General features: G+C 70.6%; 29 protein-coding genes and 2 pseudogenes. 17 read left to right on the top strand and 14 right to left on the bottom strand.

The genetic code is table 11. The annotated features are described in order from the left end of the window. Positions 1 to 99: 99 nt before the first annotated feature. Complete coding sequence (locus ACZ6NC_RS36635) at positions 100 to 693, top strand: hypothetical protein (protein WP_465738205.1); 594 nt, start codon at positions 100 to 102, stop codon at positions 691 to 693. A 325-nt stretch (positions 694 to 1018) separates the two neighbouring features. Further along, entirely contained in the window at positions 1019 to 1234 is a 216-nt protein-coding gene (locus ACZ6NC_RS36630) for a hypothetical protein (protein WP_465738204.1), read from the top strand. Between the two features lie 57 nt (positions 1235 to 1291). Here the strand turns inward: ACZ6NC_RS36630 and ACZ6NC_RS36625 are convergent, their stop codons facing one another. Both ACZ6NC_RS36625 and ACZ6NC_RS36620 read right to left on the bottom strand, forming a co-directional pair. Next, on the bottom strand, positions 1292 to 1906 hold the full coding sequence (locus tag ACZ6NC_RS36625; RefSeq protein ID WP_465738203.1) for an RICIN domain-containing protein: 615 nt from the start codon (positions 1904 to 1906) through the stop codon (positions 1292 to 1294). A gap of 126 nt (positions 1907 to 2032) precedes the next feature. Further along, complete coding sequence (locus ACZ6NC_RS36620; protein ID WP_465738202.1) at positions 2033 to 3028, bottom strand: helix-turn-helix domain-containing protein; 996 nt, start codon at positions 3026 to 3028, stop codon at positions 2033 to 2035. 240 nt (positions 3029 to 3268) lie between these two features. Here ACZ6NC_RS36620 and ACZ6NC_RS36615 point away from each other — a divergent pair, with 240 nt between their 5' ends. Next, positions 3269 to 3415: a hypothetical protein gene (locus ACZ6NC_RS36615; protein ID WP_465738201.1), complete on the top strand. Its 147-nt coding sequence runs from the start codon at positions 3269 to 3271 to the stop codon at positions 3413 to 3415. Between the two features lie 79 nt (positions 3416 to 3494). On the opposite strand, the gene ACZ6NC_RS36610 is transcribed toward ACZ6NC_RS36615, so the two are convergent. Next, positions 3495 to 3659, bottom strand: coding sequence for a hypothetical protein (locus ACZ6NC_RS36610; RefSeq protein ID WP_465738200.1), 165 nt, complete (start codon positions 3657 to 3659; stop codon positions 3495 to 3497). Between the two features lie 36 nt (positions 3660 to 3695). Here ACZ6NC_RS36610 and ACZ6NC_RS36605 point away from each other — a divergent pair, with 36 nt between their 5' ends. From ACZ6NC_RS36605 to ACZ6NC_RS36595, 3 genes are all read left to right on the top strand, one after another. Further along, a complete protein-coding gene (locus ACZ6NC_RS36605) occupies positions 3696 to 3959 on the top strand; it encodes a hypothetical protein (protein ID WP_465738199.1) in 264 nt (87 codons plus the stop codon). A gap of 21 nt (positions 3960 to 3980) precedes the next feature. Continuing rightward, positions 3981 to 4259 (top strand): hypothetical protein, encoded by a 279-nt coding sequence (locus ACZ6NC_RS36600; protein WP_465738198.1) that lies wholly within the window; start codon positions 3981 to 3983, stop codon positions 4257 to 4259. A gap of 69 nt (positions 4260 to 4328) precedes the next feature. Then, positions 4329 to 5123, top strand: a complete 795-nt coding sequence (locus tag ACZ6NC_RS36595; RefSeq protein WP_465738197.1) for a GNAT family N-acetyltransferase — start codon at positions 4329 to 4331, stop codon at positions 5121 to 5123. A gap of 66 nt (positions 5124 to 5189) precedes the next feature. Here ACZ6NC_RS36595 and ACZ6NC_RS36590 read toward each other — a convergent pair whose 3' ends face one another. Next, a complete protein-coding gene (locus ACZ6NC_RS36590) occupies positions 5190 to 5369 on the bottom strand; it encodes a hypothetical protein (protein WP_465738196.1) in 180 nt (59 codons plus the stop codon). Between the two features lie 423 nt (positions 5370 to 5792). Here ACZ6NC_RS36590 and ACZ6NC_RS36585 point away from each other — a divergent pair, with 423 nt between their 5' ends. Beyond that, on the top strand, positions 5793 to 6131 hold the full coding sequence (locus ACZ6NC_RS36585) for a hypothetical protein (protein ID WP_465738195.1): 339 nt from the start codon (positions 5793 to 5795) through the stop codon (positions 6129 to 6131). Beyond that, a complete protein-coding gene (locus tag ACZ6NC_RS36580; protein WP_465738194.1) occupies positions 6124 to 6777 on the top strand; it encodes a hypothetical protein in 654 nt (217 codons plus the stop codon). Before ACZ6NC_RS36585 ends, ACZ6NC_RS36580 begins: the two co-directional genes overlap by 8 nt. A 122-nt stretch (positions 6778 to 6899) precedes the next feature. Here the strand turns inward: ACZ6NC_RS36580 and ACZ6NC_RS36575 are convergent, their stop codons facing one another. The 3 genes and pseudogenes from ACZ6NC_RS36575 to ACZ6NC_RS36565 all read right to left on the bottom strand — a co-directional run bounded on the left by ACZ6NC_RS36575 (position 6900) and on the right by ACZ6NC_RS36565 (position 9420). Next, on the bottom strand, positions 6900 to 7430 hold the full coding sequence (locus ACZ6NC_RS36575) for a hypothetical protein (RefSeq protein WP_465738193.1): 531 nt from the start codon (positions 7428 to 7430) through the stop codon (positions 6900 to 6902). A gap of 406 nt (positions 7431 to 7836) precedes the next feature. Continuing rightward, positions 7837 to 8013, bottom strand: a pseudogene (locus ACZ6NC_RS36570) (helix-turn-helix domain-containing protein); the annotation flags it as partial. A 480-nt stretch (positions 8014 to 8493) separates the two neighbouring features. After that, positions 8494 to 9420, bottom strand: coding sequence for an alpha/beta hydrolase (locus ACZ6NC_RS36565; RefSeq protein ID WP_465738209.1), 927 nt, complete (start codon positions 9418 to 9420; stop codon positions 8494 to 8496). A 165-nt stretch (positions 9421 to 9585) separates the two neighbouring features. Here ACZ6NC_RS36565 and ACZ6NC_RS36560 point away from each other — a divergent pair, with 165 nt between their 5' ends. Both ACZ6NC_RS36560 and ACZ6NC_RS36555 read left to right on the top strand, forming a co-directional pair. Continuing rightward, positions 9586 to 10167 carry a TetR/AcrR family transcriptional regulator gene (locus tag ACZ6NC_RS36560; RefSeq protein WP_465738192.1) on the top strand — a complete coding sequence of 194 codons (582 nt, stop codon included), beginning with the start codon at positions 9586 to 9588 and terminating at the stop codon, positions 10165 to 10167. A 155-nt stretch (positions 10168 to 10322) separates the two neighbouring features. After that, on the top strand, positions 10323 to 11555 hold the full coding sequence (locus ACZ6NC_RS36555; RefSeq protein ID WP_465738191.1) for an MFS transporter: 1233 nt from the start codon (positions 10323 to 10325) through the stop codon (positions 11553 to 11555). A gap of 378 nt (positions 11556 to 11933) precedes the next feature. On the opposite strand, the gene ACZ6NC_RS36550 is transcribed toward ACZ6NC_RS36555, so the two are convergent. After that, the gene (locus ACZ6NC_RS36550) at positions 11934 to 12335 is read right to left on the bottom strand and encodes a transposase (RefSeq protein ID WP_465738190.1); all 402 of its coding nucleotides are present in this window, start codon (positions 12333 to 12335) and stop codon (positions 11934 to 11936) included. Positions 12336 to 12513: 178 nt separating this feature from the next. Here ACZ6NC_RS36550 and ACZ6NC_RS36545 point away from each other — a divergent pair, with 178 nt between their 5' ends. Beyond that, the gene (locus ACZ6NC_RS36545; RefSeq protein WP_465738189.1) at positions 12514 to 13074 is read left to right on the top strand and encodes a hypothetical protein; all 561 of its coding nucleotides are present in this window, start codon (positions 12514 to 12516) and stop codon (positions 13072 to 13074) included. A 276-nt stretch (positions 13075 to 13350) separates the two neighbouring features. Here the strand turns inward: ACZ6NC_RS36545 and ACZ6NC_RS36540 are convergent, their stop codons facing one another. Then, a complete protein-coding gene (locus ACZ6NC_RS36540; RefSeq protein ID WP_465738188.1) occupies positions 13351 to 13494 on the bottom strand; it encodes a hypothetical protein in 144 nt (47 codons plus the stop codon). A 140-nt stretch (positions 13495 to 13634) separates the two neighbouring features. Beyond that, a pseudogene (locus ACZ6NC_RS36535) lies at positions 13635 to 14468 on the bottom strand (phage/plasmid primase, P4 family); the annotation flags it as partial. A 29-nt stretch (positions 14469 to 14497) separates the two neighbouring features. Between ACZ6NC_RS36535 and ACZ6NC_RS36530 the strand changes: the two are divergent. Together ACZ6NC_RS36530 and ACZ6NC_RS36525 are read left to right on the top strand one after the other, a co-directional pair. Then, on the top strand, positions 14498 to 14641 hold the full coding sequence (locus ACZ6NC_RS36530) for a hypothetical protein (RefSeq protein ID WP_465738187.1): 144 nt from the start codon (positions 14498 to 14500) through the stop codon (positions 14639 to 14641). Positions 14642 to 15113: 472 nt separating this feature from the next. Continuing rightward, entirely contained in the window at positions 15114 to 16217 is a 1104-nt protein-coding gene (locus ACZ6NC_RS36525) for a mechanosensitive ion channel family protein (RefSeq protein ID WP_465738186.1), read from the top strand. Positions 16218 to 16605: 388 nt separating this feature from the next. Here ACZ6NC_RS36525 and ACZ6NC_RS36520 read toward each other — a convergent pair whose 3' ends face one another. After that, positions 16606 to 17397 carry a hypothetical protein gene (locus ACZ6NC_RS36520; protein WP_465738185.1) on the bottom strand — a complete coding sequence of 264 codons (792 nt, stop codon included), beginning with the start codon at positions 17395 to 17397 and terminating at the stop codon, positions 16606 to 16608. Then, positions 17394 to 17741, bottom strand: a complete 348-nt coding sequence (locus ACZ6NC_RS36515; protein WP_465738184.1) for a PadR family transcriptional regulator — start codon at positions 17739 to 17741, stop codon at positions 17394 to 17396. The genes ACZ6NC_RS36520 and ACZ6NC_RS36515 overlap by 4 nt, the downstream gene beginning before the upstream one ends. Positions 17742 to 18016: 275 nt before the next feature. On the opposite strand from ACZ6NC_RS36515, the gene ACZ6NC_RS36510 reads away from it, so the two are divergent. Then, positions 18017 to 19387, top strand: a complete 1371-nt coding sequence (locus ACZ6NC_RS36510; RefSeq protein WP_465738183.1) for a TniQ family protein — start codon at positions 18017 to 18019, stop codon at positions 19385 to 19387. Between the two features lie 3 nt (positions 19388 to 19390). Continuing rightward, entirely contained in the window at positions 19391 to 19984 is a 594-nt protein-coding gene (locus tag ACZ6NC_RS36505) for an isochorismatase family protein (RefSeq protein WP_465738182.1), read from the top strand. 230 nt (positions 19985 to 20214) lie between these two features. Here the strand turns inward: ACZ6NC_RS36505 and ACZ6NC_RS36500 are convergent, their stop codons facing one another. Together ACZ6NC_RS36500 and ACZ6NC_RS36495 are read right to left on the bottom strand one after the other, a co-directional pair. Then, a complete protein-coding gene (locus ACZ6NC_RS36500) occupies positions 20215 to 20412 on the bottom strand; it encodes a hypothetical protein (RefSeq protein WP_465738181.1) in 198 nt (65 codons plus the stop codon). Next, positions 20388 to 20849 carry a hypothetical protein gene (locus ACZ6NC_RS36495; protein WP_465738180.1) on the bottom strand — a complete coding sequence of 154 codons (462 nt, stop codon included), beginning with the start codon at positions 20847 to 20849 and terminating at the stop codon, positions 20388 to 20390. The genes ACZ6NC_RS36500 and ACZ6NC_RS36495 overlap by 25 nt, the downstream gene beginning before the upstream one ends. A 187-nt stretch (positions 20850 to 21036) precedes the next feature. Between ACZ6NC_RS36495 and ACZ6NC_RS36490 the strand changes: the two genes are divergently transcribed. Together ACZ6NC_RS36490 and ACZ6NC_RS36485 are read left to right on the top strand one after the other, a co-directional pair. Next, positions 21037 to 22518: an IPT/TIG domain-containing protein gene (locus ACZ6NC_RS36490; protein ID WP_465738179.1), complete on the top strand. Its 1482-nt coding sequence runs from the start codon at positions 21037 to 21039 to the stop codon at positions 22516 to 22518. Positions 22519 to 22650: 132 nt separating this feature from the next. Then, complete coding sequence (locus tag ACZ6NC_RS36485) at positions 22651 to 22866, top strand: hypothetical protein (RefSeq protein ID WP_465738178.1); 216 nt, start codon at positions 22651 to 22653, stop codon at positions 22864 to 22866. Positions 22867 to 23214: the final 348 nt, after the last annotated feature.

The raw sequence follows: 23214 nt of genomic DNA, 5'->3' as shown, positions 1-23214 counted from the left end.
CATGCACACGACACGCGAGTCAGCCTGAACGACTCTGTACCCACGAACGGGCGACACCAGATCATCCAGAAACGGACTTAACGTCCTCTGAGGGATGCTGTGGGCTGCTACTGCCCGCTTGGATTCCACGGAACGTGGTCATACCTGAGCACGGTCGGTGACCTCAGGAACGACGAGGCGGCACTGCTGCATGCCCTGGAAAAGCTGGAGGCCAGCCGCACGGTGTGGCTGAGGGAGATGGAGTCGTTCGCAAATCGCCGCCGCGCCGACAAGGTCCGGCGCCAGCGGACTCCGCGGCAGGCGGAGGCACGATACCTGCTCGGGTGGAGATGGCCCGGTCCCGAAGGGAAGCAGGCGGTACTCGGCGAGGTAGGACGGCTTTGGGCCGCGCACTACCGTTCCCCCTTTCCCGACCTTCCAGCCGGCAGGAAGGGAGTCCTGGCCGAGCTGGACACGTGGCTGGCAGGTTGTGCCTCCACCTACCTCGCGAACAACGCGGACCTCGACGTCGGCCGACAGAACGTCATCGCGAAGTGCCTGCCGGAGCTGCGTCGGCACGTTGCCCAACTGGGCTACCCCTGGGCCTTCCCCCAGGCGTTTGAATACTTTCGCCTCCTGTTGAAGATGACCGAGCTGATCCACAACGACAGAGCCCGGGAGACTTGGGGGGTGATCCACGCTCGAGTGAGCTGATCGGCAAGCCATGCACTTTCACGGCTTCAGCCGGCTTCGTAGCGGGCCAGACGCCTGCGCAGGTCGAGGTTCTCACCCTGCGCGACTTCGAGAGCCGTGCGGAATTTGGCCACCTCTTCGCGGTGAGTCCGCTGCTGCTGTGTGAGGCGGGCGCCCAGCGCCCTCACGGCGGCCGAGGTCGATGAGTTGCCCGGTGGATCTGACGGCCCCGCCGGACCCGGCCACCCGCGAGGCCGCCGCAGCGGTCCATGCCCACCTGCTCGCCGCCATCGAGGACGCCGCACCCGGCCGGTAGCCGACCGTGGCGGATCTGGATCATCACTGGATGACGACTCTGCCGAACGGCACCTGGATTCAGCGCCACGTCGAGACCCTGTGCCGGTCCTGCCTGAAGACCCAGGAGTTCCCACCCGGCGAACTTACCGAGGATGGCACCTGGGAGATCCGCACCTGCCCCAGCACGAAGTGCGGCGCACCGTGGAAGACGGAGGCGCTGTACGCCTGCGGACCGGGCGACGCCACCGAGCCCAACGCCTACTGATATCCGCCCAGCGGCGCCTCGCCCCGACGAGTGGCGAGGCACCGCTCGGTCGGTGGCTCAGCTCCGGATGGTCCAGCGCGCGCCGCTCTGGCCGTTGTCCGTCCACTGCTGGGCGCGGGCACCGTTCTTGTGGGAGGAACCCTCGATTTCCAGCCACTTGCCGCTGGTGTTCTTGAACCAGACGGTCTTCGCGTCCTTCCCGACCCAGAACTCCCACTCCGCGCTGGCCTGTTCGTTGCACGACCACAACTGGGCGTTGGCCCCGTTCTTGTGCGACGAGTTCTCGATCTCCAGGCACTTCCCGTTATGCACGTTCTTGATGTGGAACAAGCCGGGCTTGTCCTTCACGGGGTCGAGGCGCCACACCGCGCCCGACTGGCCGTTGCACGTCCACTGCTGGGCGCGGGCGCCGTTCTTGCTGGAGGAGCTCTCGATCTCCAGGCACTTCCCGCTGGCGTTCTTGATGAGGATCGGACCCGTGCCGCCACGGGCGGCGAGGATGCCCTCATCGGCCCGTGTGAGCGGGCCCGACCCGGCGGTGGCGCCGGCGGTGCCGTCCTGCGGTGCGGCGAAGGCATGGCCGCCGCCCAGGGCGGTGAGCGCGAGCGTCAGGGCGGCGAGACCGACGCCGGCGGCCGACAGCCGGTGCTTGCGGAGTCCGTTGCTGGACATGTGATGTCCCCCTTCAAGGGTGCTGATGGGCTTCGCGTCCGCCGTCGATCCCCCGCGGTGGACGCACCATCAGCTTGCTGCGGCGGCAGCGGGATGTCGTTAGCACCCGGTCCACTGCCGCTTTGTTCATAGTCCACTCCCGACCGCCGCCGCGCCGTGGCGGAAGTCGCGGGGCGGCAGCCCGTACGCGCCGCGGAACGCCCGGCTGAAGTCCGCGGCGCGGGTGAACCCGCAGCGGGTCGCGATGACGTGGACGGGCGTCGCGGCCAGTGCCGGGTCGGCGAGTTCGCGGCGGGCCCGTTCGAGGCGCAGGTGGCGGATACAGGCGGAGACAGTCTCTTCCTCACCCTCGAACAGCCGGTGCAGGTAGCTGACCGAGATGTGGTGGGCGGCGGCGATGGCGCCGGGGTTGAGGTCCGGCTCGTGCAGGTGGGCGCGGATGAACGCCTGAATGCGACGAGTCAGCGCCCGGCGCCGGCTCTCCGGCGGCACGGCGTCCTCGACGTCGAGGTGGTGGGCGAGCAGGGCCGACACCAGGTCGAGCGCGGCCACACCCAGCCGGGGTGCGTCGGAGGCCCGGTAGACGCCGGTGTCGGCGGCGATGCCGGCGAGCAGCTGGACGAGCAGGGCCCCCACGCCCTCGTCCCCGGGCATCCGGCGGGCCTTTAGCCCGGCGACTTTGTCCGGCGGCAGTGGCAACGCCCGCCGGGGGACGGTCACCCAGGCCCCGCGGATCCGCTGCCCCGGATCGTCGGTGCTCACCCGGAGGACGTTGGGCTGCGCGCTGTCCTGCAGCACCAGGTCGTACGGACGGTACGCGCCCAGGCCGTCGGACCGGACCACGGACGCGGCGTCGCTGAACGGGAGCGAGAGGATATACAGCTCGGGGTCGTCGGACGCGCGAACCAGCCGCGAGGACCGGAGCGCGGTCATCGGCGGGTGCTCCATTGTCCAGAGCGCCAGTTCACCGAGCGGCAGGACGCGCAACTCCGCCCGGAAGTCGGCAGCGTGCCCGGTGCGGGCCTCGAACGGCGCGATCATCCGCGCGACTTGCTGCCGCCAGTACTCGAAGCGGTCCGGCGGCGCCACGTCCTCGGTCCGGAACACCGTCTCGGCCAGCATGCCTGCCTCCCCGACTCGCCTCCCTAGTAAGGGCATTGTCACACCGCGAACAGCGGCGGCCCGGGGCCGGGGGGCCGCCCAGGGCAGATCTCGGCCGACTGACAATGCTGGACGCCTTCGACATCCCGCTCGCCACCGCTGCGGCCGGCATGGCGCACCAGGCCGCGGCCCTGCGCCTGGTCGAGCGACCCTTCGTCCGCGAGGACCAGCTCGCCGTGTGGCCCTGCCACCCTGCACGGCGTGGTGCGCTCCACCATCCGCCGGGCCGACGACCACACCGACGACCGCTGGTCCGACCAGGACTGGGCCAGCGCCGCAGGCTGGGCCCACGCCGCGCTCGGCGACCAGTGGAGCGGCGGCCCGGAGGGCAGCCGGCGACTACTCTGACCGCCGTCCTGCGCCAAGGCCTCGCCCTGGCCCGCGACCACCGGCTCGACCTCGGCTGGCTCACCGACGCCGCCTGGACCTACATCTCGTCCGAGCCTTCACCAACCCGGCCCTCGCGGACGACGACCTCGACCTCACCGACCAGTTCCTCGCCGGCCTCGACCTGCGCGCCACCACCCTCACCACCCGCATCGCCGCCCTGATCCGCGACGCCGAAACCGCCGGCGACAACATCCCTGAACAAGCGGCCGCCCTCGACGCCGAGGTCCGTGCCTCCGGCATGCGCGCCGCCCGCACCACCCTGGCCCTCTGCTTCCACCACGCCGTCCTCGACGACGCTGGCCTGGACACCGCGATCCGCGACCTCGACCAGCTCACCCGCGACCGCGACGACGCCTACTACACCGACATCGCCCACTTCATGGCCGACCGTCCCCTGCAGGACCCCTCTCCCGCACGCTGGCTCGACGGCCCCGAAGCCGTCCGCTCCCGCTGGCGCACCCTTGTCACCGGCCGGCAGGACCGACTCCACCTCACCCGCTAGCAGATCCGAGCGAGGAACACCATGACCTCACCCCGCACGCGCAAGGTCACCTACAACGCCCCCGTGGGCTCGATCGACCTGCCAGCCTTCGACGAGAACGGGGCGCCGTACGAGATCTGGCCCTGCCACGACTGCTATCCCTGGCACTTCGAGGTCGTCTGTGATGGCAACGAGATCCTGGTCCGCGAATGGCACGCCGTCGACTGCACCCTGTTCCAGCAACTCCTCGCCGAGCAGAAGGCCTCACGGCCTGGACCGCTTTCACCCACGCCTCCGAAGCTGACCGACAGGGTCGACTGACCACTGCCTTTCCCGGGGTAGGAACCGGGAAGCGGCACTGCCGACCGGCAGCCGCAGAATGAGGGGAACATGGGGAAGAAGACAGGCGCGAGGCGGTCCGGCAACCCGGCACAACGCAACTCCACACGGCTGGCCAGCCAGTTGATCAGCGAGCGTCTCCACGCCGCCCCAACACGTACTCAGGGAGTCCAACCCGGAAAGGCCCTCTCCATCCCGGCCTCGCAGGTCCCGGAGGGAATCGTGCTGCGCCAAGCGACTCCGGCCGACGCCGACGCCATCGCCACGATCCTGCGCCTCGCAGACCCGGACAATCCCCACGGGAGCTGGCGGACCGTTGGCGAAGCCATTCGCCTCGGACAAAGCCCCGAGCACGTGGTCTCGTTCGTCATCGCCGAGGAAACCAGCACCGGCGACCTCGTAGGGGCCGCACTAACGCTTCCGTCCCCGTGGACGGCCAGGCATCCGGTGCTTGCTGGCTCTCCGTACGCAGGCCTCCTGGCGAACCTCATACTCTCGCTGGACAGCCTCGCTGTCGTCGACCGATGGCGCCGTCGCGGCCTGGCCCAAGCCCTTGAGTCACGCTCGGTCGAACTGGCCCACGACCGCACCACCGGCAAGCTATCCGGCGCCGTCATGACCGTCACCCACGAGCCCGAGCTCACCGACTTCTACACCCGCCTCGGGTACGCCCTCTCCCCCGACGGTATCGCCATCCCCAGCCCGTCCGGGCTGATCTGCCACGGCCCAATCGACGGCTACCGGTTCTCCATCAAGCCCCTTCGCACTGCGGTGGCCTTCGCGCCCGGCACCACCCCGTACGGCCCGCAGATGATCATCAACGGCATCCTTCCCACACCCCGTTAGCACCGCATTGCGCCCACCTGCGACCCCGGCCTGACATTCTCAGCCGTGCAAAACCCGGCGCGGCGGTCAGTCCGCGCGCAGGATCCGCGAGACGTAGATCCGCGGCGGGTCCGAGTCCTCGTTCACCACGTACTCCACCAGCCCCAGATCCCGGCGCAGCGGCGCCGAGTGCATGCCCGGCCGGCCGGGCACCGGCATGCTCAGGCGCGGGAAGGGGTTCTCGCGCAGGTCGACCAGGAACGCCACGACGGCGGAGAAGACGTCGGCTGGCGTGCCCGGGTCGCGAGTAACGCCGCGGCGACGCCGTCCTGGGTACGGGCGATGGGCTGACGGCCGTCGTGGTGGCCGTGCAGGGGCGCTGCGCTCACCGTTCCTCCGGAAGCTCTCGTGCGGGCGGGACCGGTACCGGTGTCCTCCCCGACAGGTCCGGACGGTACCCGGGGCATCACCCCGCGAGTCCGGCCCTTGGGGTAAGGACACCGGACGGCGGACGAAGCGCCGTCGTGGTCGGCTACGACCGCAGCCAGCCGGGACCTCGGGGACGGGGGGCACCCCGGGTCCCGGCTGCGGGAGGCGCCGGCCACACCGAGGCGCGGCCGGATTGATCATCACCTTCCCCGTCTCAGGGCCCGGGGCTGGGGTCAGCGGATCAGCATCACCACCTACTTCATGGGCGCCTGCGCGTACGACTTCCCGAACGAGTTCCGCCAGTGGAAGACCAGCGAGGAACGGCAGGCCCGCGCGCTCGGCCGCGAGAAGGCCCTCTACGAGAAGCCAGTGCGAACCGTGAGCGTCGCCGACGAGGTGATCGGCAACCTGCGGGTGCTCACCGACATCGAGGAGATCGACAACCCGACGACCAGGGCCGCCGTCGCGCTGACCATCGACGGCTTCTCCCAGGAGGAGATCCGCGAGCTCCTGGACGCCAAGTCCGTCCGGGCGATCGAAGGCCGGATCCACCGGTGGCGGACCAAAGCGAAACAGGAGGAGCGTGGCGAGCATGGATGACGACCAGGACTTCGACGCCCTGCTGGAACGTTCTTCCCTCGGTTCTCCCGGAGCCCGTCGGCTGCGTGCCCGCACCCCGGCAGTACGCGCCGACACCGTTCGCCGGATTATCGAGCTGCGGAATACCATCATCCACTCCGACGGGAGCATTGCTGAGGATGCCTCCAGGAAACTGGCGGAGCTGTTGCGTTGCCTCGAGGGTGATGCTCCCAGCTCAACACCGGAGAGACTCGCCACAGAGATTCAGCGGGCGTGGAACGACATCCGAGCCCACCATCAGGACCTGCCTGATCTGACCTCGCCCGAGGCGCTGGTCAGCGTGTTCTCCCACACCTGTGGCCGACGGTTCGATTTTGAGTGGCTGCTGCACGAGGCCGCCCACAGGCTGGCCGCCGCGCGGGGGATCAGGGACACCTCGCGGGCCAGGCGTTACCACAACCGTCATTTCATGCTCATCGCCTCCGAACTCGGGCTGGCGCACCCGATCGAGCCGTACCCCAGCACCGGGTTCTCGCGCGTGACCATGCTCGAAGCGACCCGGGAGCGGTATGCCGAGACCATGGAACGCTTTAACCAGGCACTCCGTGAGCACGAGCTAGCCGTGACCAGCGAAAGCGCACAGCTGCGACTCAGCACCGAACGGTGAACTCTGAGGGGCGATACGTCGATGGTCGGGCTCTCGTACGCCGTCTTCCTTCCAGGCCGGGGCTTGTTGGTCCCCCGTTGAACACCGCCGGCGCTTTCGCCTGCCGGTGGGAGCGGTGACAGCTACGGCACGCGGTGCGGGCCGTGGACGGCGATGGTGAACAGGTCGTTCCAGGTGTCATCGTCGTCGGCGCTGTGGCACAACGGTCCGGTCTCCTCGCCCAGGGCGACCCACACGCCGGGCCAGTTCGGGTGCCGGTTGGTGACGAAATCCTCGCACTGGCCACACACCTGCACCGGCAGGCCCCTGGAGCGGAGATAGTCGATCATCTCGTCGGTGACGTCGACTCGGTCGTTGCTGAGGTAGTTCATGCCCTTGTAGAGGGGGCCGAAGGTGTTGTGCGCTTCGGCCTCGGCCCAGGAGGTCAGCCCGGCGGCCGGCACGGCCCGGCGGTAGCCGAACACCGGCACCGGCCCGGTGCCTTCCTCCTGGACCACGGTCAGCCCGTCCAGCTCCGTGCCGTCGGGGACGACTGACCACAAGAACGCCTTGACCGTGTCGGCGGCCTCCTCGTCGGACGCAGGGTGGTTGAGCCAGGCCGTGGCGATCAGGTCCTGGATCCACTGGTGCGGATAGAGGCGGTCTTCGATCACCAGGCCGCGGGTACCGGGGCGGGGCCGGGACGGCAGAACCCGCCCAGGTGCATCGGCACGCCCTGCGCCCGGTAGACCGACGGGTTGCCGCACTGCACACACCGTCGACGGTGCGCAAGGCGGTGTCGGCACGGGCCCGGCAGTGCTGGGCGGACCACACCCGGCCAACGTGGAGGTCACGGCGCACCACCGTGGCCCCGGCGCGAACCGAGTGTCCGCAGCGGCCGGGGCGGTCACGGCCGACCCCAGGTCGCGCAGGCGGGCCGAGGTCTGCGGCGCGTGGGCCCGGGTGGGCGCGGCAGCGTACGCGGCGGGCACCGACGGCGGTGGGGCGCCTCGTCGAAGATGTCGTCATGCCGAAGGCTCTGCCGGACGTGGCGATGCCCTGGACCATGGCTTCGCGGGCCAGCTCCGGGCACGACCAGCGCGACAGCGGCGCCCCGGTCTCGGCGGGCAGTCGGCAGGCCAGCGCCTTGATCCGGGCGGCCTGCAGTGCGGTGAAGGAAGCCGAGCGGCCGGTGCGTTTTCGATCGGCCAGGCCCGCAAGACCCAGCGCGGCGAACCGCCCCCGCCACTTGCGCACCGTGTCCAGAGCAGCCCCGTCTCGCGGGCGATGCGCGCGTTGGAGCGCCCGCGAGACGCGTGCAGCACGACCTGCGCCCAGACACGCAGCCGGTACTCGGTCTTGTGGCCGTAGGCCAACTTCTTCAGCCGCTCGCGCTCGGCGGCAGTTGGGGCTATCGGACAGGCCGGGGCAACGGGCATGGGGCAACGGGCATGGGGCAAGGGCCGATCGGGAGAAGTGGATCACGACAGGCCGTAGCCTGCCGTGTCCTCTTCCCGGCCCGTCCGACAGGATGTGGGCACACCCGCACCGCTTGGCCGCAGCCGAGTACCTGCACTTGATCCCTGCATGCCGCGGGGGCCCACAGGTTGTGTCCGCCTGGGGTACCGATTGTCCTCTGACAGGTGATCGTGACCGTTTGACAGGGTGATGTTGGCCGCTTGGTTCGGGGCGCGGGTCGCCGGCGGACGCCGCGGCCCGTCCGTCGGACTCGCTTGGTCAGCGGCCGCCGGGGCGGCCGAGGGCGTCGCGGAGGAACTCGGTGATCTCCGCCCGTGCCGCCTCGGCCTGCGGCACTACGGCCGGCATGCTGACGAAGGCGTGCGTGGTCTCGGGGAACTCGGTCAGCCGCGCGGGCGTCCCAGCCGCGCGCAGGCGCTCGGCGTAGCGGCGGCCGTGGTCGGCCAGCGGGTCATGACTCGGCACCACCACCAGCGCCGGGGCGAGCCCGGTGAGACTGCCGGCGTGCAGCGGAGACAGCGCACGGGGATCGGTTCCCGAGGGGACGGCAAGCCGGTGCAACAGCCGCAGTTGGGGAACGGTCAGCGTCGGGCTGTGGGCGTGTTCGGTGACCGAGGGGTGGTCGAGCATCGTCCCGGTCACGTCCGCGACGGGGTTGACCAGCACCTGCGCCCGCAGTTGCAGGTTGGCCTGCCTGGCGCGGATGGCGGCCAGGGCGGTGATCAGTGCGCCGCAGCTCTCGCCGAACACAGCGATGCGCGCCGGGTCGATGCCCCAGTCGGCGGCGTGCCGCACCAGGTGGTCGAGCGCGTCCCAGCCGTCGTCGGCGGCGGCCGACAGCGGAGTCTCCGGGGCGAGGAGGCGGTGCTCGACCGAGACGACAAGGGCCGGCAACTGGGCGGCGAGATGGCTGTTGATCCAGTCGCTCTGCACCGCCGTGCCCACGAACCCGCCGCCGTGGACGTGGAGTACGAGGGGCAGGGCCGCCGCCCGGTCGGCGGAGCTGGCGCCGCGTTCGCGCACCGGCCGGTGGACCCGGACCGGCAGGCGGCGGCCGGGCAGCGCCAGCGACTGCCAGTCGATCGCGGCACCGGGGTCCGGCATCCCGGTGATCGCCCGCATCGCAGGCGACGCCCGCCTGCGGTTCTCCGCCTCGCGGTAGGCAGCCAGTTCCTCGGCGGTCATCGCCGCCCAGTCCGGCTCACCCCCCAATGCCTGCTGCCGCAACCCGCTGCTGCTCGCCGACGGCTGCCGCGCACCGCTGTCCCCGCTCATGCCTTCTCCTCCCCGAATGGTTCCGCTACCTTAGGTATCGATACCTAAGGTAGCGGAACTAGCTATGGTGAGGGAATGACTCGAACGCCTCCTCCCGCCCGACCGCCCGGACGCCCGCGCGCCGGCCTCGACGCCGAGGTCTTCACCGCCACCCTGAACACAGTCCTCGAAGTCGGCTACGCGCGCGCCACGGTCGAGCGCATCGCCGCCGCGGCCGGCATCGCGAAGACGACGATCTACCGCCGCTGGCCGTCGAAGGGCGCGCTGATCGTGGACTGCCTCCTCGACGCGTTCGGCCCGGTTCCACTGAAGGAAGGCGCCGACCGGGCCGAGCTCATGTCCTCGACCATCCGCTGGATCGCGGTGAAGATCGGCGAGCGCGGGGTGGGCGACGCGTTCGCGGGCGTTTTCAGCGACGCCGTCAGCGACCCGGCCCTGCGCGAGATCCTCTCCGCACGGTTGCAGGACCCCTACCGACTCGCCCTCCAGGACGCGCTCGACGAGCCGGAGAACAGGGTCCTGTTCTTCATCGACGTCGTCGTCGGCACCCTGCTCCACCGGATGGGCATGACCGGCGAACCGATGGTCGATGCCGATGTCGACGCCCTGGTCGCGATGATGCTGCCGCACTTCGCCCGCGGCGTCGGTCCGACCTGACGGTGGATCGCCGACCCGGCAGCGCAGACCGATGCGGCGGCCGGCGCAGCCGGCGTCGGGCAGGGCCCGCAGGTCACACAACGACGACACGGACATCAGCTCACGTACCACCCGTTGATCACTGACATGGACGATTCACGAGAACAGGAGGCGCCGTGGCTCGCTCCGAACCACTGCCCCGCACCGTCCGGCTGCTGTTACTCGCCCGGGTCGTCAACCGACTCGGGGCCTTCTCACTGCCCTTTCTCACCGCGCTGATCAGCACCGACCACGGCGCGAGCCTGACCACCGCCGGGCTGGTCAGCGCCGCCTTCGGGCTCGCGACGATCCCCTCGCGTCTGGCCGGGGGACATCTGGCCGACCGAATCGGCCGGCGCACGACCATCGTGCTCGGGCTCTGCGGATGCGCGGTCGCGCAGTTGGCGATCGCGGCCTCCGCGTCGCTCACCTGGGCGGTGGCCGGGGCGGTGCTGCTCGGGCTGGCCTTCGAGCTCTACGAGCCGCCGAGCCAGGCGATCATCGGCGAGTCCGTGCCGGAGCAGCACCGGGTGCGCGCGTTCAGCCTGTTCAGCGCCGCGCTCGCGGCGGGCGCCATGGGCGCCGGGCTGCTCGCCGCCCTGCTCGGACGCTGGGACCTGCGCTGGCTCTTCGTCACCGACGCCGCCACGTGCCTGGCCTGCGCGCTGCTGATCCACCTGGCCCTTCCGCGCGACCGCCCGACACCGCCCGCAGCGGACCAGGACGACACCGCCGTACGGCCGCTGCGCGACCGAGCCCTGCTGAGCGTCCTGGCCACCGGCACCGCCTACGCCCTGATCAACCAACAGACCGTGATCACCCTGCCGCTCGCACTCGCGCGGCAGGGCCTGCCCGCCGCCGACGCCGGGCTGTTGTTCACCGCCGCCGCGGCCACCACCGTGCTCGCCCAGCCACTGATCCGCCTGCCCTGGGCGACCCGGCTCACCACGCCCGTCACGCTCGCCCTCGCCCATCTCCTACTGGCCACGGGGCTGACCGGCCTCGCCCTCACCCGCACGCTGCCTGCGCTGCTCGCCTCAGCCGCCGTGTGGAGTCTCGGCGATCTGCTGGTCATGGGCCGCGTCTACGCGCTCGTCACCGACCTCGCACCACCCGGCGCAAGCGGCCGCTACCTGGCCGTCTTCGGAACCAGCTGGGGGATCGCCGCGACGCTCGCACCCGTCCTCGGCACCCAGTTGCTCGCCCACGCGGGGACGACCGCACTGTGGTCGGCAATGGCCGCGTTCTGCCTACTGCTCGCCACACTGCATCTTCGGGTGACACCGGAGTCGGCCCGGTCACCGCAACGTCGCGCATCAAGGGAGCGCAGGTCGACCAAGCCAGTGGCTGCACCCAACCTGCGACGCTGACCAACAGCAGAAGGGACCGCCACCCGGTAGCCGTGGCGGCTGCGCGGCGCACTACGCATCGAGCCGTAGCCGCCACAAGCCCGGAAGCCCGGCGCGGGCCCGCTCGCCGCCTGGCCCGACGGCAGCCGACGACGCTCACCAACCTCGACGAAGTCCAGCTCGAACATCGACAACGTTGCATCGCTGTACGCCAGCGCGGCAACAGACACCATCTCCCCCGCCGCCGGTCAAGACGCCGGCTGCGCGACATCGCGCAGCCCCCCGGAGTCAACCCCGAAGGACTTCCGGAACCGACCACTTAGCCGAATCTGGCCGCCACCCGATCGGAGCACCCCGAGCCGTTCCAACTGGCCGCTGACCTGCGCAGACACCCGAAACTCACCTGGGCGGGCCGGGGCGGTCGGGCAAACTCACCAGCGCCCCGGCACGGAACTCACCACCCCGCCGGCGAAACTCACCACCGCAAGTCAGTGGCTCAGCCCGTGGACGAGGACCGGTCAGAAGTGGCGCCGTCAGGGGCCGGTGCGTCGCCTTCTCCAGCTCCAGCTCACGGACCTGTCGGCGCAACCGGCGCAGCTCCTCTCGCTCCGCCGCCGTCATCGGGCCCTCCCCACCCGTACCCGACGCGCCGGCAGCCGCCCGGGAGCGCTGGACCCGCTGCCGCAGCGACTCCGGGTCGACACCCAGCTCGCGCGCCACCGACGGGATACGCCGCCCGCTGGACTCCACCAGCGCGACCGCGTCCCGCTTGAACTCCCCCGAGTACCTCGCAGCACCCATGAGGACATCCTCTCCACGGACCCGAAGATCCGCTCCTCAGAAGCGTCCACTGTCCGGGGTAAAGCCCGCCTTGGCTCAACCCTCCCGGTTCCGGGGCCGGTCACATGAGTAGTCAGTTCCCTGTGCTGTACTACGTGCTCTTTCGCATACATCGTCCATCATTTCCGGAGCCACCTCGATGAGTGCCACCTGTCCTACGTGCGCCGCGGCGGACGAAACCGTCGCCGTGCGGAACGCCCTGCTGGACGCCGACCGGCCCCTCGATCCGCCGACGCGGGAGCTGCTGTCGATGCCACCCGAGCCAGGGGGCACGACCGGGGCCGCGATCACCCTCTTCGTCCTGGCCGGCCTCTTCGGCCTCCTGGGGCTGCGCGCGCTGTTCTCCGGCGACGGCGACGGCAGCTCCGACGTCGCGTACCAGGTCGGCTCCCGCTACGGCGTATTGTTCGTCGCCCTGGTCCTGCTGGGAATCGGACTCGCCGTCCATTCCGACCACCGAAGCCGTCGAAGTGACACGGCGGACCAGTGGCCCCGGACCTACGAGCAGTGGCAGCAGCTCCAACGAGTGTGGCGGGCGACCTGGCTGTGCCGACGCTGCCGCGTCGCGTTCCTCCCCGCCGCGTCGCTGCGCCCCAACTCCACCGCCTCGTCCGCGATACCCATGGCGCAGTTCCCGCAGTGGACAGCGACCATCGCCCAAAGGGATGACCGTCCCGGCGCCCCGACCACATCGGGCTGACCACACCTACCGCTCCGGCGGCTGGGCAACGAGGCCCACTGACTGGAGCCGCCGACCGGCGCAAGCGACGTTCCGTTCCGACGGCTGGGTCAGGCCGACCGCTTCAGGAAGGCGCTGATCTTGTACGGTCCTTACCGGGCAAGTCCGACCAGCGGTTCCAGGTGGTGGTGGTGTCGAATTCACAAGGGCGTTTGGTGGTCGTGCCGACGGCCCCGCACAGATGGGAGTCGGCGCCTCCTCGCCCGCCCGGGCGAACTGTTCCGCCGACTCTGGCCATCAGGGGGACGTGGCGACCCATCTCCACCACTCGGGCGACGCGTTGACTTTGGTCCAGCCCGTTCCGTCGGTCCCGTACGCGGCCGGGAACGACGGCTCGGCGTGTTCCCGCGGTGCTGGCACCACTGCGGTGTCGTTGGTCATGGCGGGAGCGTAGTGCCGTCTGCGGTCGGCGCACGTCCGCCGTCAACAGGGCGTCACCGTTCAGGCTTTGGGGAGTGTTATCCCCAGTTCGAGGCGGGTGAGGCGGGGCCGCCTTCGGAGCGCTCGGTCTTGTAGCCCTTCTTGTCGCCGCCGGTGAGCAGCTTGACTCGGGCCTCGTCGAAGCGGTTGCCGGGTTTCAGCTCGGAGCAGACGATCACCCGGCGGCCGTGGAGTTCGGCCAGGTCGGTGGGGTGGCCGTCGAAGGTCTTGGCCATGAGGAAGCCGGGCGGGGCGGCGTCGGCGTAGTCGCCGAGCAGCTGGATCATCACGTCCAGGAGCACGGACTTGCCGTTCTTGCCCTGGCCATAGAGGAACGGCATGACCTGGGCGCCGACGTCGCCGCTGATGGAGTAGCCGAGCAGCAGATGCAGGAAGTCGCGGGTCTGCCGACCGTCCCGGTCCTCGCCGAAGGTGTCGGCCAGGAACCGGTCCCAGCGCGGCGTGGCCATCCGGGCCGGGGCGAGGGTGGTGGAGCGGGAGTGGTGGTGCTTGGCCGGGTCCGGGGCGGCGACCATGCCGGTGCCCAGGTCCACGACCCCGCCGGGGGTGCACAGCGCGTAAGGGTCGGCGTCCAGCAGGGCGGTGTTCAGGACCATGCCGGGGTCGGCCTTGGCCTGCATCAGCATCGCGTTCATGCCGGATGTCGACAGGGCCCGGCGGCGGTGCCGGCGCAGGTCGGTGTTGGTGTAGATGCCACGCGGGTCGTGGACGGCGATGCTCTCGGCCATCTCGCCGGCCGCCCACAGGACGGTGTCGTCCTCGTCCAGGCGCCAGCGGTGCCCGGCCCACTGGTACCACCCGAGGCCCGGTACGTGCCGGTAGTCCCGCCCGTACAGGGTCACGAAGAGCTTGGCGTTGCCGCGGTCCGACAGCGAGTCGGGCAGGAGCCCGTGGGCCGTTGCCGCCGGTGTCACCTCGGCGGGGGCCGGGGGCCGGAGGCACGGTGGGCACGGTGGTGGGCAGGCCGTGGTGCAGCGGCACCGTGGCCGTGGCCGTGGCCGCCTGGCTGAACAACGTCAAGGCCCGCCGGGCGAAGCTCAGCGAGGAGCAGCTCGGGCAGCTGGAGGCTCTCGGAGTGGCCTGGTAGGCCCTCCCCGGCCAGGGCAGGTGCCGGTCGGCGCTGCGCTGCTGCGGCGCCGAGAAAGCACTGGAAGGCCGTCACCTTGCGGGTGGCGGCCTCCTACGCCTCCATCGCCCATCGCCCATCGCCCACCGGCTGGCTGGCCTGGCCGGCCCCAGGATTTCCGGCAGTTGCCCGCGTCCCGCAGGGTGGTGGCGCTCACCTTCAACGCCGCGTGAGACGGGAGCGGCCTCGACACGGTCCTGGTGGAGCTGCGCCGGCGGAAGGCGCGCCGGTCGGCCGAGCGGACGGAACGCCGGGGTCCGGTTGTGGCGGCAGCCAGGCCATGGGGCAGGATGGCAGCTTGTTCGGAATGCGTACATCCGCTCCAACGCGGCCGCGCACAACACGACCTGACAGGCGACAAGGTGACGACACAGCACGTACGGCGGCCGGCGGCGGCCCGTTCCCTCGCCCTCCACACTGCGGGGGCGCGACGGTGACCCGGGACCTGGCCCTGCACGACTGGGTGGCGGCCGGCATCGCGCTGGCCTCCGGCTGTGTGGCCGGTCTGGTGCTGCGGGCTCTGATGAAGTGGCTGGGCAAGCACGCGAGCAGGACCAAGTGGAGCGGGGACGACATCATCGTCGACGCGCTGCGCACCATCGTCCCCTGGGCGGCCGTGATCGCCGGGGCCGCGGTGGCCGCTTCGGCCCTGCCGCTCACCGCGCGGATCCGGGGGCTGGTCGACCAGTCGCTGACGGCCGTGCTCATCGTCATCGCGACACTCAGCGCGGCCCGGGTGGTGGCCGGGCTGGTGCAGTCGGTGGCCGCGTCCCGGACGGGCGTCGCGGCGTCCGCGACCATCTTCGTCAACATCACCCGGACCGTGGTGCTGTCGATGGGCGTCCTCGTGGCCCTGGAGACCCTCGGGGTGTCCATCGCCCCGCTGGTCACCGCCCTCGGGGTGGGCGGTCTCGCGGTCGCGCTGGCGTTGCAGGACACGCTCGCCAACCTCTTCGCGGGTGTGCACATCCTCGCCTCGAAGACGGTCCAGCCGGGTGACTACATCCGGCTCACCAGCGGGGAGGAGGGGTACGTCGTCGACATCAACTGGCGCAACAGCGTGGTGCGCAACCTGTCGAACAACCTGGTGATCATCCCCAACGGCCGCCTGGCGCGGACGAACATGACGAACTACTCCCAGCCCGAGCAGAAGCTGTCGATCCTGGTCCAGGTCGGGGTCGGCTACGACAGCGACCTGGAGCACGTGGAGAGGGTCACCCTCGACGTCGTCGACAGCGTGATGGCCGACATCAGCGGCGGCGTGCCCGACCACGAGGCCGCCGTCCGCTTCCACACCTTCGCGGACTCCAGGATCAACTTCACCGTGATCCTGGGCGTCGGCGAGTTCAGCGACCAGTACCGGATCAAGCACGAGTTCATCAAGCGCCTGCACCAGCGGTACCGGACGGAGGGCATCTCGATCCCCGCGCCCACGCGCACCGTCTCGCTCCAGCAGGACGGGGCGGGCGCACCGTCGTTCCGCCCGCCGGTTCCGCACCAGCGGGACACGTCGTCCGAGGTGCTGGCGGACCGGTAGTGGTAGCCGGCGCGGGGGCAAGCCCGCTCAAGCGCGTACTCGGCTGAATCACCGGGCCTGGCGCAAGATCAGGCCGGGCAGTGCGATCGCCCCGGCCGCCGGCCGCCCCTCGCCGGGGGGCGGCCGGCGCCATCCTCCCGCCCTGCCCGGGCCGGCGGGACCCCGTAGCACGGTGCGCTCCCCACCTGCTCCCCGGAGCGGGCAGGATCGTTTGTGCCTGGCCTGCGGCCTGCTCGGTCGGCTCGGGCGTCGATCGGCGGGTACGCGATCGGGACGTGGCTGTCGGAGCTGCGGCCCGGGTGCCGTCCGACCAGCCGGGTGCGCCTGAATCGCAGAGGGTTACCACCGATTACGGGACAGAGCCGTTCTTTTACAGACCCCTGCGCGGTCAGGCGTCCTCGACGCCCGACATGACCTCCCGCTTCACGCGGTACCAGCCGGCGATCAGACCGATCGGTGCCGCGACGGCCGCACCGATCAGGATCGGGAAGGCCATGCGGTCGCCCGCGTAGTGCACCGCCGTGGCTGCCAGGACCGCCGAAATCACCGCGGCCGCCAGGGCCTGCTTCACCTTGCCTCGGTACGTACGGCCGAGGAACAGCTGCCGGTCCGGCGCCGCCACCAACTCGCCGAGCGCCGCCGCCGGACCGGCGCTAGCCGCGTTCGGGCGCTTGAAGTACATGAAGTACATCCACTGCCCGCACAGCTCCCAGGCGTCCGGGGCGAGCCCGGCTGCGACCGACTCGCGCTCCTTCGCGTTGCTCGCGGTCTCCCGCCGGTACTCCCAGCGCATCGCGGCGTCCGGCTCCCGGCGGCAAACGAAGCGGCCGAAGCGGTCGAGGCCCTCGACCTCCCAACCCTGGTCGCCGTAGTGGTTGAGGTGCTTGCGGTCGGTATAGATGTCGGCGGTCCACTTCCAGGTCTCCACCCCTGCGGCGGGCTGCTCAGCAGTGCGCCCCTCGGTCAGGCGGGCCGCAAAGGCCTGCGGCGCACCGAATTCCTCGTACGCGTCCGGCGATTCGGTCTCCGCCAGATAGCCGCTGAGGTCGGCGACGGTCGCTGCCGCTTCCCCCTCCGCCATGCCGGCGGCGATCAGGCACGCGGCGAGCTCCGTGAAGTAGTCACCGCCCGTCTCGCTCCCGCCGGCGCCTTCCGAGCTGCTCCCGTTGCTTCGAATCACGATGCTCCCCCTGGACGTGCACTGTTCAGCATGGTCTTGACGGCGGTGTGGAACTCCAGCCACAACTCGCCCTGTTCGGCGAGGGCTCGACGGCCGTCGTCTGTGAGCCGGTAGTAACGGCGGCCCGGTCCGCGCTCAGCGGCCCTGAACTCCCCGACGGCCAGGCCGGCCTCCTCAAGCCTGTTGAGTACCGGGTAGAGCGTTCCACCCTTGATCTCACCGAGCCCGGCTCCCGCCAGGGCCTTGGAAATCTCGTATCCATAGCTCTCGCCCTCGGTGAGGCAGGCGAGGACGAGAAGGTCAAGGACTCCTTTGAGCCAGCTGGATCTGCGGTCTGCGGCCATGGCTGCATTCCATCACCACCTAGATAGGAATGCAACCTAGCTGGGACTGCGAGCAAGGCGGGGCCGGTAGGAGTGATCCAGAACCCAGTCCTTGACCCGGTACAACCTCGCATTACACAACCCGCACCTCCCACCCACGGATCATCCGGACTGGACGGCACAGAACGCATCACCCGCACCGTCCTGGAGAACATCGACCTCGACCACCTCGCCGAAGAGCACTACCGCCCCCTCGGCACACCCCGCTCCCCCGGAGAGAAACCGGGCAGGCGCAGGTGACACTGCGCCTGCCGATCCTCCTCCACACGCCGCCCGTCACCCCCGGCTGCCTGCGCGTCCGGCCCCTGCCCGGGGAAAGCACCGCCTCCTACCTCACCCGAGGCGCACGCGCCTACGGACAGGGCCTGCCTCACCTTCTGGAGGGCCTCGCCATCGCCGTCGACGCGCAGGGAAAGGGCCTCACCCCCGCCCAGGGCGGCGAGCTGCACCCCAACCGCGCCGCCCAGGTACGCATCGCCGCCCTGACCCGCATACCCCACGCCCACCTCGCCCGGGCGCTGCCACACTGGGAACCCGTCACCGGCACCCGGCCGCCCCGCCCGGGAAGCAGCCACGCCCTCCCCCACATCAGCCGGCTGCGCGACACGGCGCAGCGCCAAGCCGCAGCCGCATGCCCCTCCTGTGTCCTGCGCCGCACCCACGGCGCCAGCCGCACCGCCTGGACCTACACACCGACCCACCAGCGGCTGTGCTCCCGGCATCACACCTGGAGCACCGGCCCCGACCCCGGACAGTCCCTCGACGTAGCGGCCCTGCCCGACCTGGCGGACGCGCAGCGCTCCCACCAGCGGCTACTGCAGCACGCCAACGCTCCCACCGCGTGGACCTGGGCACTGGCCGTCACCACCCGCTGGTACGACCACCAGCAACACCTCCCCCGACGCTGGCACCGGCGCGCCACCGCCCTGGAAGGTCGTGCAGGCGTTCCTGCCCGCACGGCCGGGACGGCGCGGCCTCGGCCAGCACTCGGCACTTCCGGCACGAGGCCGGGCCCGGGGCCGGAAAGGGTGCAGGAAGAACGTCAGGTACCGGCCGCGGATCCCGCACAGGGTACGGCCCCTCCCCCCGGCGTGCTCGACACCGGGCACGCCCTCGACCCCGACCGCAGGGAACTCGGCCGGCTCACGCGCCGTCGCGAACGACCAGCCCCCGCCCGGAGCGTCGATATCGGGAGTGTCGATCACGCAAAGGAGCATGCCACGTATTGCCAGAAGCGGCGGCGGCGCCCGGTCAAGAAGAAGTCCTCGTCACGATCCGACTCTGCTGGTCGCGCAGCCTGCCCCTTGCGCCGCCCCGCTCACCCTGCCGCTGGCCCTGTCGCCGTGGTGGGGCCGGTCGGCTGTGGGCCTGAACGAGCACCGGCATTCGAGCGTGGACTTGCCGCGCGGGTCGGCGAACGTTATCCGCAGGCGGCGTCGCCTCGTCAATCCTGGGCTGACATTGCGGTGACTTCCGTGTGTGTCCTTCCACCTGAGGGACTGCCGGGCCGGCGCGCGTTGGGTATCGGACGGGTGAATCCGCAACAGCGAGCGGAGGTGGGAGACCGCGAATGGGTATCGCTGTCGGCAGGATCCGAGAGAGGGTGAACCGTGAGGCGTGCGCTGATCGTGGTGGACGTGCAGAAGGACTTCTGTGAGGGTGGCAGCGTTCCGGTGAAGGGCGGCGCGGACCGCGCCGCGGCCATCGCCGACCTGGTGCGACGTTCGGCGGGCAGCAGGTACGCGCATGTCGTCGCCACGCGGGACCACCACGTCGATCCGGGGGGCCACTTCTCCGACCGGCCGGACTTCTCCACCTCGTTCCCGGTTCACTGCGTGGTCGGCAGCGAGGGCGGCAACTTCCATCCGAACTTCGCGCCCGTCGCGACGGACGGCGCCGTCGACGAGGTTTTCTACAAGGGCGCGCACTCGGCCTCGAAGAGTGGCTTCGAGGGCTCGACCGAGGACGGCATGCTGCTGGCCAACTGGCTGCGCGCCCGCGACGTCACCGCGGTGGACGTCGTCGGCATCGCCACCGACCACTGTGTGAAGGCCACCGCGCTGGACGGCGCCCGTGCCGGCTTCACCGTCCGTGTCCTGCTGGACTACACCGCCGGCGTCGCCGCCGACAGCACCCGCACCGCCCTCCACGAGATGCGCCATGCCGGCGTCCACCTGACCGGCCACCCCGTCGTGCTCTCCTGAGCATTCCTGCTGCAGTCACCGATCAGACTGGGCATCCCTGGCTCCAGGTCTGGCGGGACCGAATTCGCTCAGCTGCGGGGCATGAACATCAACGTCGGGAGTCTCGGGCGAACCACGCGCAGCTCGACCAGCCCGCCGCGCTCGGTCTCGACTGGCGCTGACCTCCCTGGCAGCCCGGTCGTCGCGTCTCGGACGCGGCGGTGGCGACCTTGTGTGGGGCGCTCGGCCTATCACCCGACCGGACGGTCGACAGCCCTGACGGAGGCGACCAGACGCCCGACCCAAGCGCCCACCCAGCGGGGCGCAGGCCCCCGGCTGACGTCGCCGGCCCGGCGCAGCAGCGCGAGCATGGTGTGGTCGCCGTCCTTGGCCGTGCCGGCCTTCGCCCGCGCCACGAGCGCGGTCAGGTCGCACTCGCCGGGGAGCATCTCGTAGGTGGAGAAGTAGAAGAACTTCGGCAGCCGGCGCACCACGGCGGCCGCCGCTGCACTGCGGCGTACTGGTCGTCGTCCAGCTCGCCGTCCAGGAGCGGGGCGAACTTCTTCAGCTCCGCCGCGATCTTGCCGAGGTTCTTGCCCCGGGGAGATTTGGCGGTGAGGTCCTTGACGAGGGCGGCCGCGGCGGCCACGACGTCCTGGGACGTGGTGTGCTCGGCAAGCGCGGCCCGGTCGTCCTCGTCGTCGACTCCGGCCTCGTTGCAGGCGATCTCCAGAATCTCGGCGAAGTCGCCCAGGACTCGGGCCTCCAGGTCGCCGCCGTAGGTGCGCCACGCCTCGACCCGGGCGCTCGGAGGCAGAACCAGGCCCAGCTCGTCGCCGATGGCCTCGACGTCCTTGTCTTCGAGCGCGAAGACACCGGCCGCCACGTCGGGGGCCGGTGCCTTCGTGTCCGGTCGGGTCAGCCGTGGAGACCGGCCCCGAGTCCGACCGGCTGCCGGTCGACACCGGGAAGCCGCGGAGCCGATATGCACTCAGGTGTTCACACCAGAAAATACATTGGATACGACCTATCTGGCACGTTCGACGACCGAGCAGAACACCCGAGGAGTGATCATGACGGAAGACCTGAGCGCGCTGCCGCCCGGTGTGACCATGACCCTGGCCGCGATCGCGGCGACCGGGGCGGCCCCGCGTCCGTCCGGGGAGACCCTGGCGGTGCAGAAGCAGCGCATCTCCAACGGCATCGTCCAGCAGCTCTCCGACAAGACCCTGGCGACGCAGGGCAACTGGGAGCTGGCCTGGCTCGGGCTGAGCCCGGACAACGCCAACATGGCGTACATCGCGAAGGGTCCGTCGAGCCAGTTCGCCGTGGTCGTGCGCGGGACGGTCGGCAACGCGATCGACACGATCGAGGACCTCGACGTCGGCACGGTGGTCCCGTTCACGGTCGGCGGGCCGTCGCCGGTCTCCGTCTCGAAGGGGGCCATGACGGCGTTCACCCAGGTCGTCGCCATGACCGACGAGTCCTCGGCGGCCGGTGCCGGCCTCGTGGAGGCGCTCACCTCCCTGCTCAAGCCCGCCCCGGGGGCGACGGTCTACGTGGTCGGTCACAGCCTGGGCGGCTGCATCGCGACCATGCTCGCGCTGTACCTGCAGGCCCAGACCTGGAACGACTCGCCGCAGTTCGCCGTGAGCACCTTCGCCGCCCCCACCGCCGGTCTGAAGGACTTCGCCGACCGCTTCAACTCCGTGAAGTGGGCCCTGTACCAGGGCTACGTCAACAAGTACGACCTCGTGCCGCTGGCCTGGGCCAGTCTCGACACCGCCAAACAGTGGTACCCCTCCCCCGGTCCGGTCGCGCCCCCGGCCGTCAAGGATCTCCTCACGGTGATCAAGGGTCTCAGCGGGACCAACGCGTACATCCAGCCGGCCACCACCTCCTCCCCGCTGAACGCGGACTACAAGGCCTACGACCCCAGGGTGCTCAAGAGCACGACCCAGGACTTCCTGGCCCAGGTCGCCTTCCAGCACTCCAACCCGACCTACCTGAAGCTGCTGAATTCCCCCGTACCGGCTCCCGCGCCGGTGGTGGACAGCATCAGCCCCCGCGTCGGTGCCCCGGGCGCCCTGATCACCATCACCGGCAGCGGCTTCGACTCGGAGAGCATGGTCGACTTCGGTACCGTCCCGTGCGTGCCGCCCAACGTCGTCGGTGACACCCAGATCACCGCGATCGCGCCCGACGGGGTCGGTGTCGTCGATGTCCGGGTCACCAACGCCCTGGGCACCTCCCCGGCCGTGCCGTTCGGGCAGTTCGCCTACGGCGGCCCGGAGCCCGTGGTGGTCACCGGCATCGTCCCGGACAGCGGGAAGCTCGGAAACACCGTCACCATCAACGGCGTGGGTTTCGGCACCACGCCCACCGTGTACTTCGGCAGCCGCACCGCAACCGTCACGGGGGTCTCGCCGACCCAGATCAGGGCGACGGTGCCGGTGCCGGATCCCCTCCAGCCCAAGACCATCGACGTCCGGGTACGGGTGAACGGCTACCTGTCTCCCGCCGTTGCGGTCGACGAGTTCACCCACACCGGCTGACCGGAAATCGATCCGCGCTCCGGTGCCGGGCGGCGTGGACCGTCGAGCAGCGGCCGACGACCCCGACCCGGAACCGGACCTCGGACCAATGCCTCAAGCCCGCCACTTCGGGCACCGTTCCACCGGCTCACGGTGGTCGCCGTCACCGCCCGCTCGAACAGGCAGAAATCCGACAAGGACATCGCCGAATGGCGCCCGGTCGAGACCGAGAAGTACGACCACGTCAACCGCTGGACCGTATCCGAGACCTGCCGGGGCCAGAGCGTCGACACCACCGAGAAAGACGTCCTGCGTGACCTCGGCGCAAGCTGCCCCAACGAGAACCCGACCATCACCCCGGCCCGCTGACCGCTACCTTTCCGTAGACGAACACCACCGTCCTTCCCCGGTCCGGCCGCCACCCCTCACGCCGTGGGGTGGCGGCCGTCCCCATGTTCCGGACCTGGTCGAACCCGGTTCTCGTCGCGGGGTTGACCGCCTGTCCGAGCGGTGCATCGTCCGCCGGTCCGGCACCCTCACCCCGGGCCGGTACCGCCGGCGAAACCGGTGCCTGCCCCCCTTTGACGCGCCTTCTCGCCCGCCCACCTTCCGGCACCACGGACCGCCGAAGCGGACTCGTGATGCCCCATGGCATCCCGGCCCGACCCGGCCCGTGTCAGCAAGCACACGACGGCACAGTCGCAGCGACGGCGGCGG

The organism is Kitasatospora sp. NPDC041988 (assembly GCF_055588525.1).
Note: the sequence above shows the minus strand (reverse complement) of the source record. Positions and strands in the feature narration are given on the sequence as shown.

Bases quoted from the DNA above. Each gene is read 5' to 3' on its own strand.
- ACZ6NC_RS36630 (WP_465738204.1), top strand. From the start codon at position 1,019: ATGACGACTCTGCCGAACGGCACCTGGATTCAGCGCCACGTCGAGACC.
- ACZ6NC_RS36625 (WP_465738203.1), bottom strand. From the start codon at position 1,906: ATGTCCAGCAACGGACTCCGCAAGCACCGGCTGTCGGCCGCCGGCGTC.
- ACZ6NC_RS36620 (WP_465738202.1), bottom strand. From the start codon at position 3,028: ATGCTGGCCGAGACGGTGTTCCGGACCGAGGACGTGGCGCCGCCGGAC.
- ACZ6NC_RS36605 (WP_465738199.1), top strand. From the start codon at position 3,696: ATGCGCGCCGCCCGCACCACCCTGGCCCTCTGCTTCCACCACGCCGTC.
- ACZ6NC_RS36600 (WP_465738198.1), top strand. From the start codon at position 3,981: ATGACCTCACCCCGCACGCGCAAGGTCACCTACAACGCCCCCGTGGGC.
- ACZ6NC_RS36595 (WP_465738197.1), top strand. From the start codon at position 4,329: ATGGGGAAGAAGACAGGCGCGAGGCGGTCCGGCAACCCGGCACAACGC.
- ACZ6NC_RS36585 (WP_465738195.1), top strand. From the start codon at position 5,793: ATGGGCGCCTGCGCGTACGACTTCCCGAACGAGTTCCGCCAGTGGAAG.
- ACZ6NC_RS36580 (WP_465738194.1), top strand. From the start codon at position 6,124: ATGGATGACGACCAGGACTTCGACGCCCTGCTGGAACGTTCTTCCCTC.
- ACZ6NC_RS36565 (WP_465738209.1), bottom strand. From the start codon at position 9,420: ATGACCGCCGAGGAACTGGCTGCCTACCGCGAGGCGGAGAACCGCAGG.
- ACZ6NC_RS36560 (WP_465738192.1), top strand. From the start codon at position 9,586: ATGACTCGAACGCCTCCTCCCGCCCGACCGCCCGGACGCCCGCGCGCC.
- ACZ6NC_RS36550 (WP_465738190.1), bottom strand. From the start codon at position 12,335: ATGGGTGCTGCGAGGTACTCGGGGGAGTTCAAGCGGGACGCGGTCGCG.
- ACZ6NC_RS36545 (WP_465738189.1), top strand. From the start codon at position 12,514: ATGAGTGCCACCTGTCCTACGTGCGCCGCGGCGGACGAAACCGTCGCC.
- ACZ6NC_RS36540 (WP_465738188.1), bottom strand. From the start codon at position 13,494: ATGACCAACGACACCGCAGTGGTGCCAGCACCGCGGGAACACGCCGAG.
- ACZ6NC_RS36515 (WP_465738184.1), bottom strand. From the start codon at position 17,741: ATGGCCGCAGACCGCAGATCCAGCTGGCTCAAAGGAGTCCTTGACCTT.
- ACZ6NC_RS36500 (WP_465738181.1), bottom strand. From the start codon at position 20,412: ATGCTCCCCGGCGAGTGCGACCTGACCGCGCTCGTGGCGCGGGCGAAG.
- ACZ6NC_RS36490 (WP_465738179.1), top strand. From the start codon at position 21,037: ATGACGGAAGACCTGAGCGCGCTGCCGCCCGGTGTGACCATGACCCTG.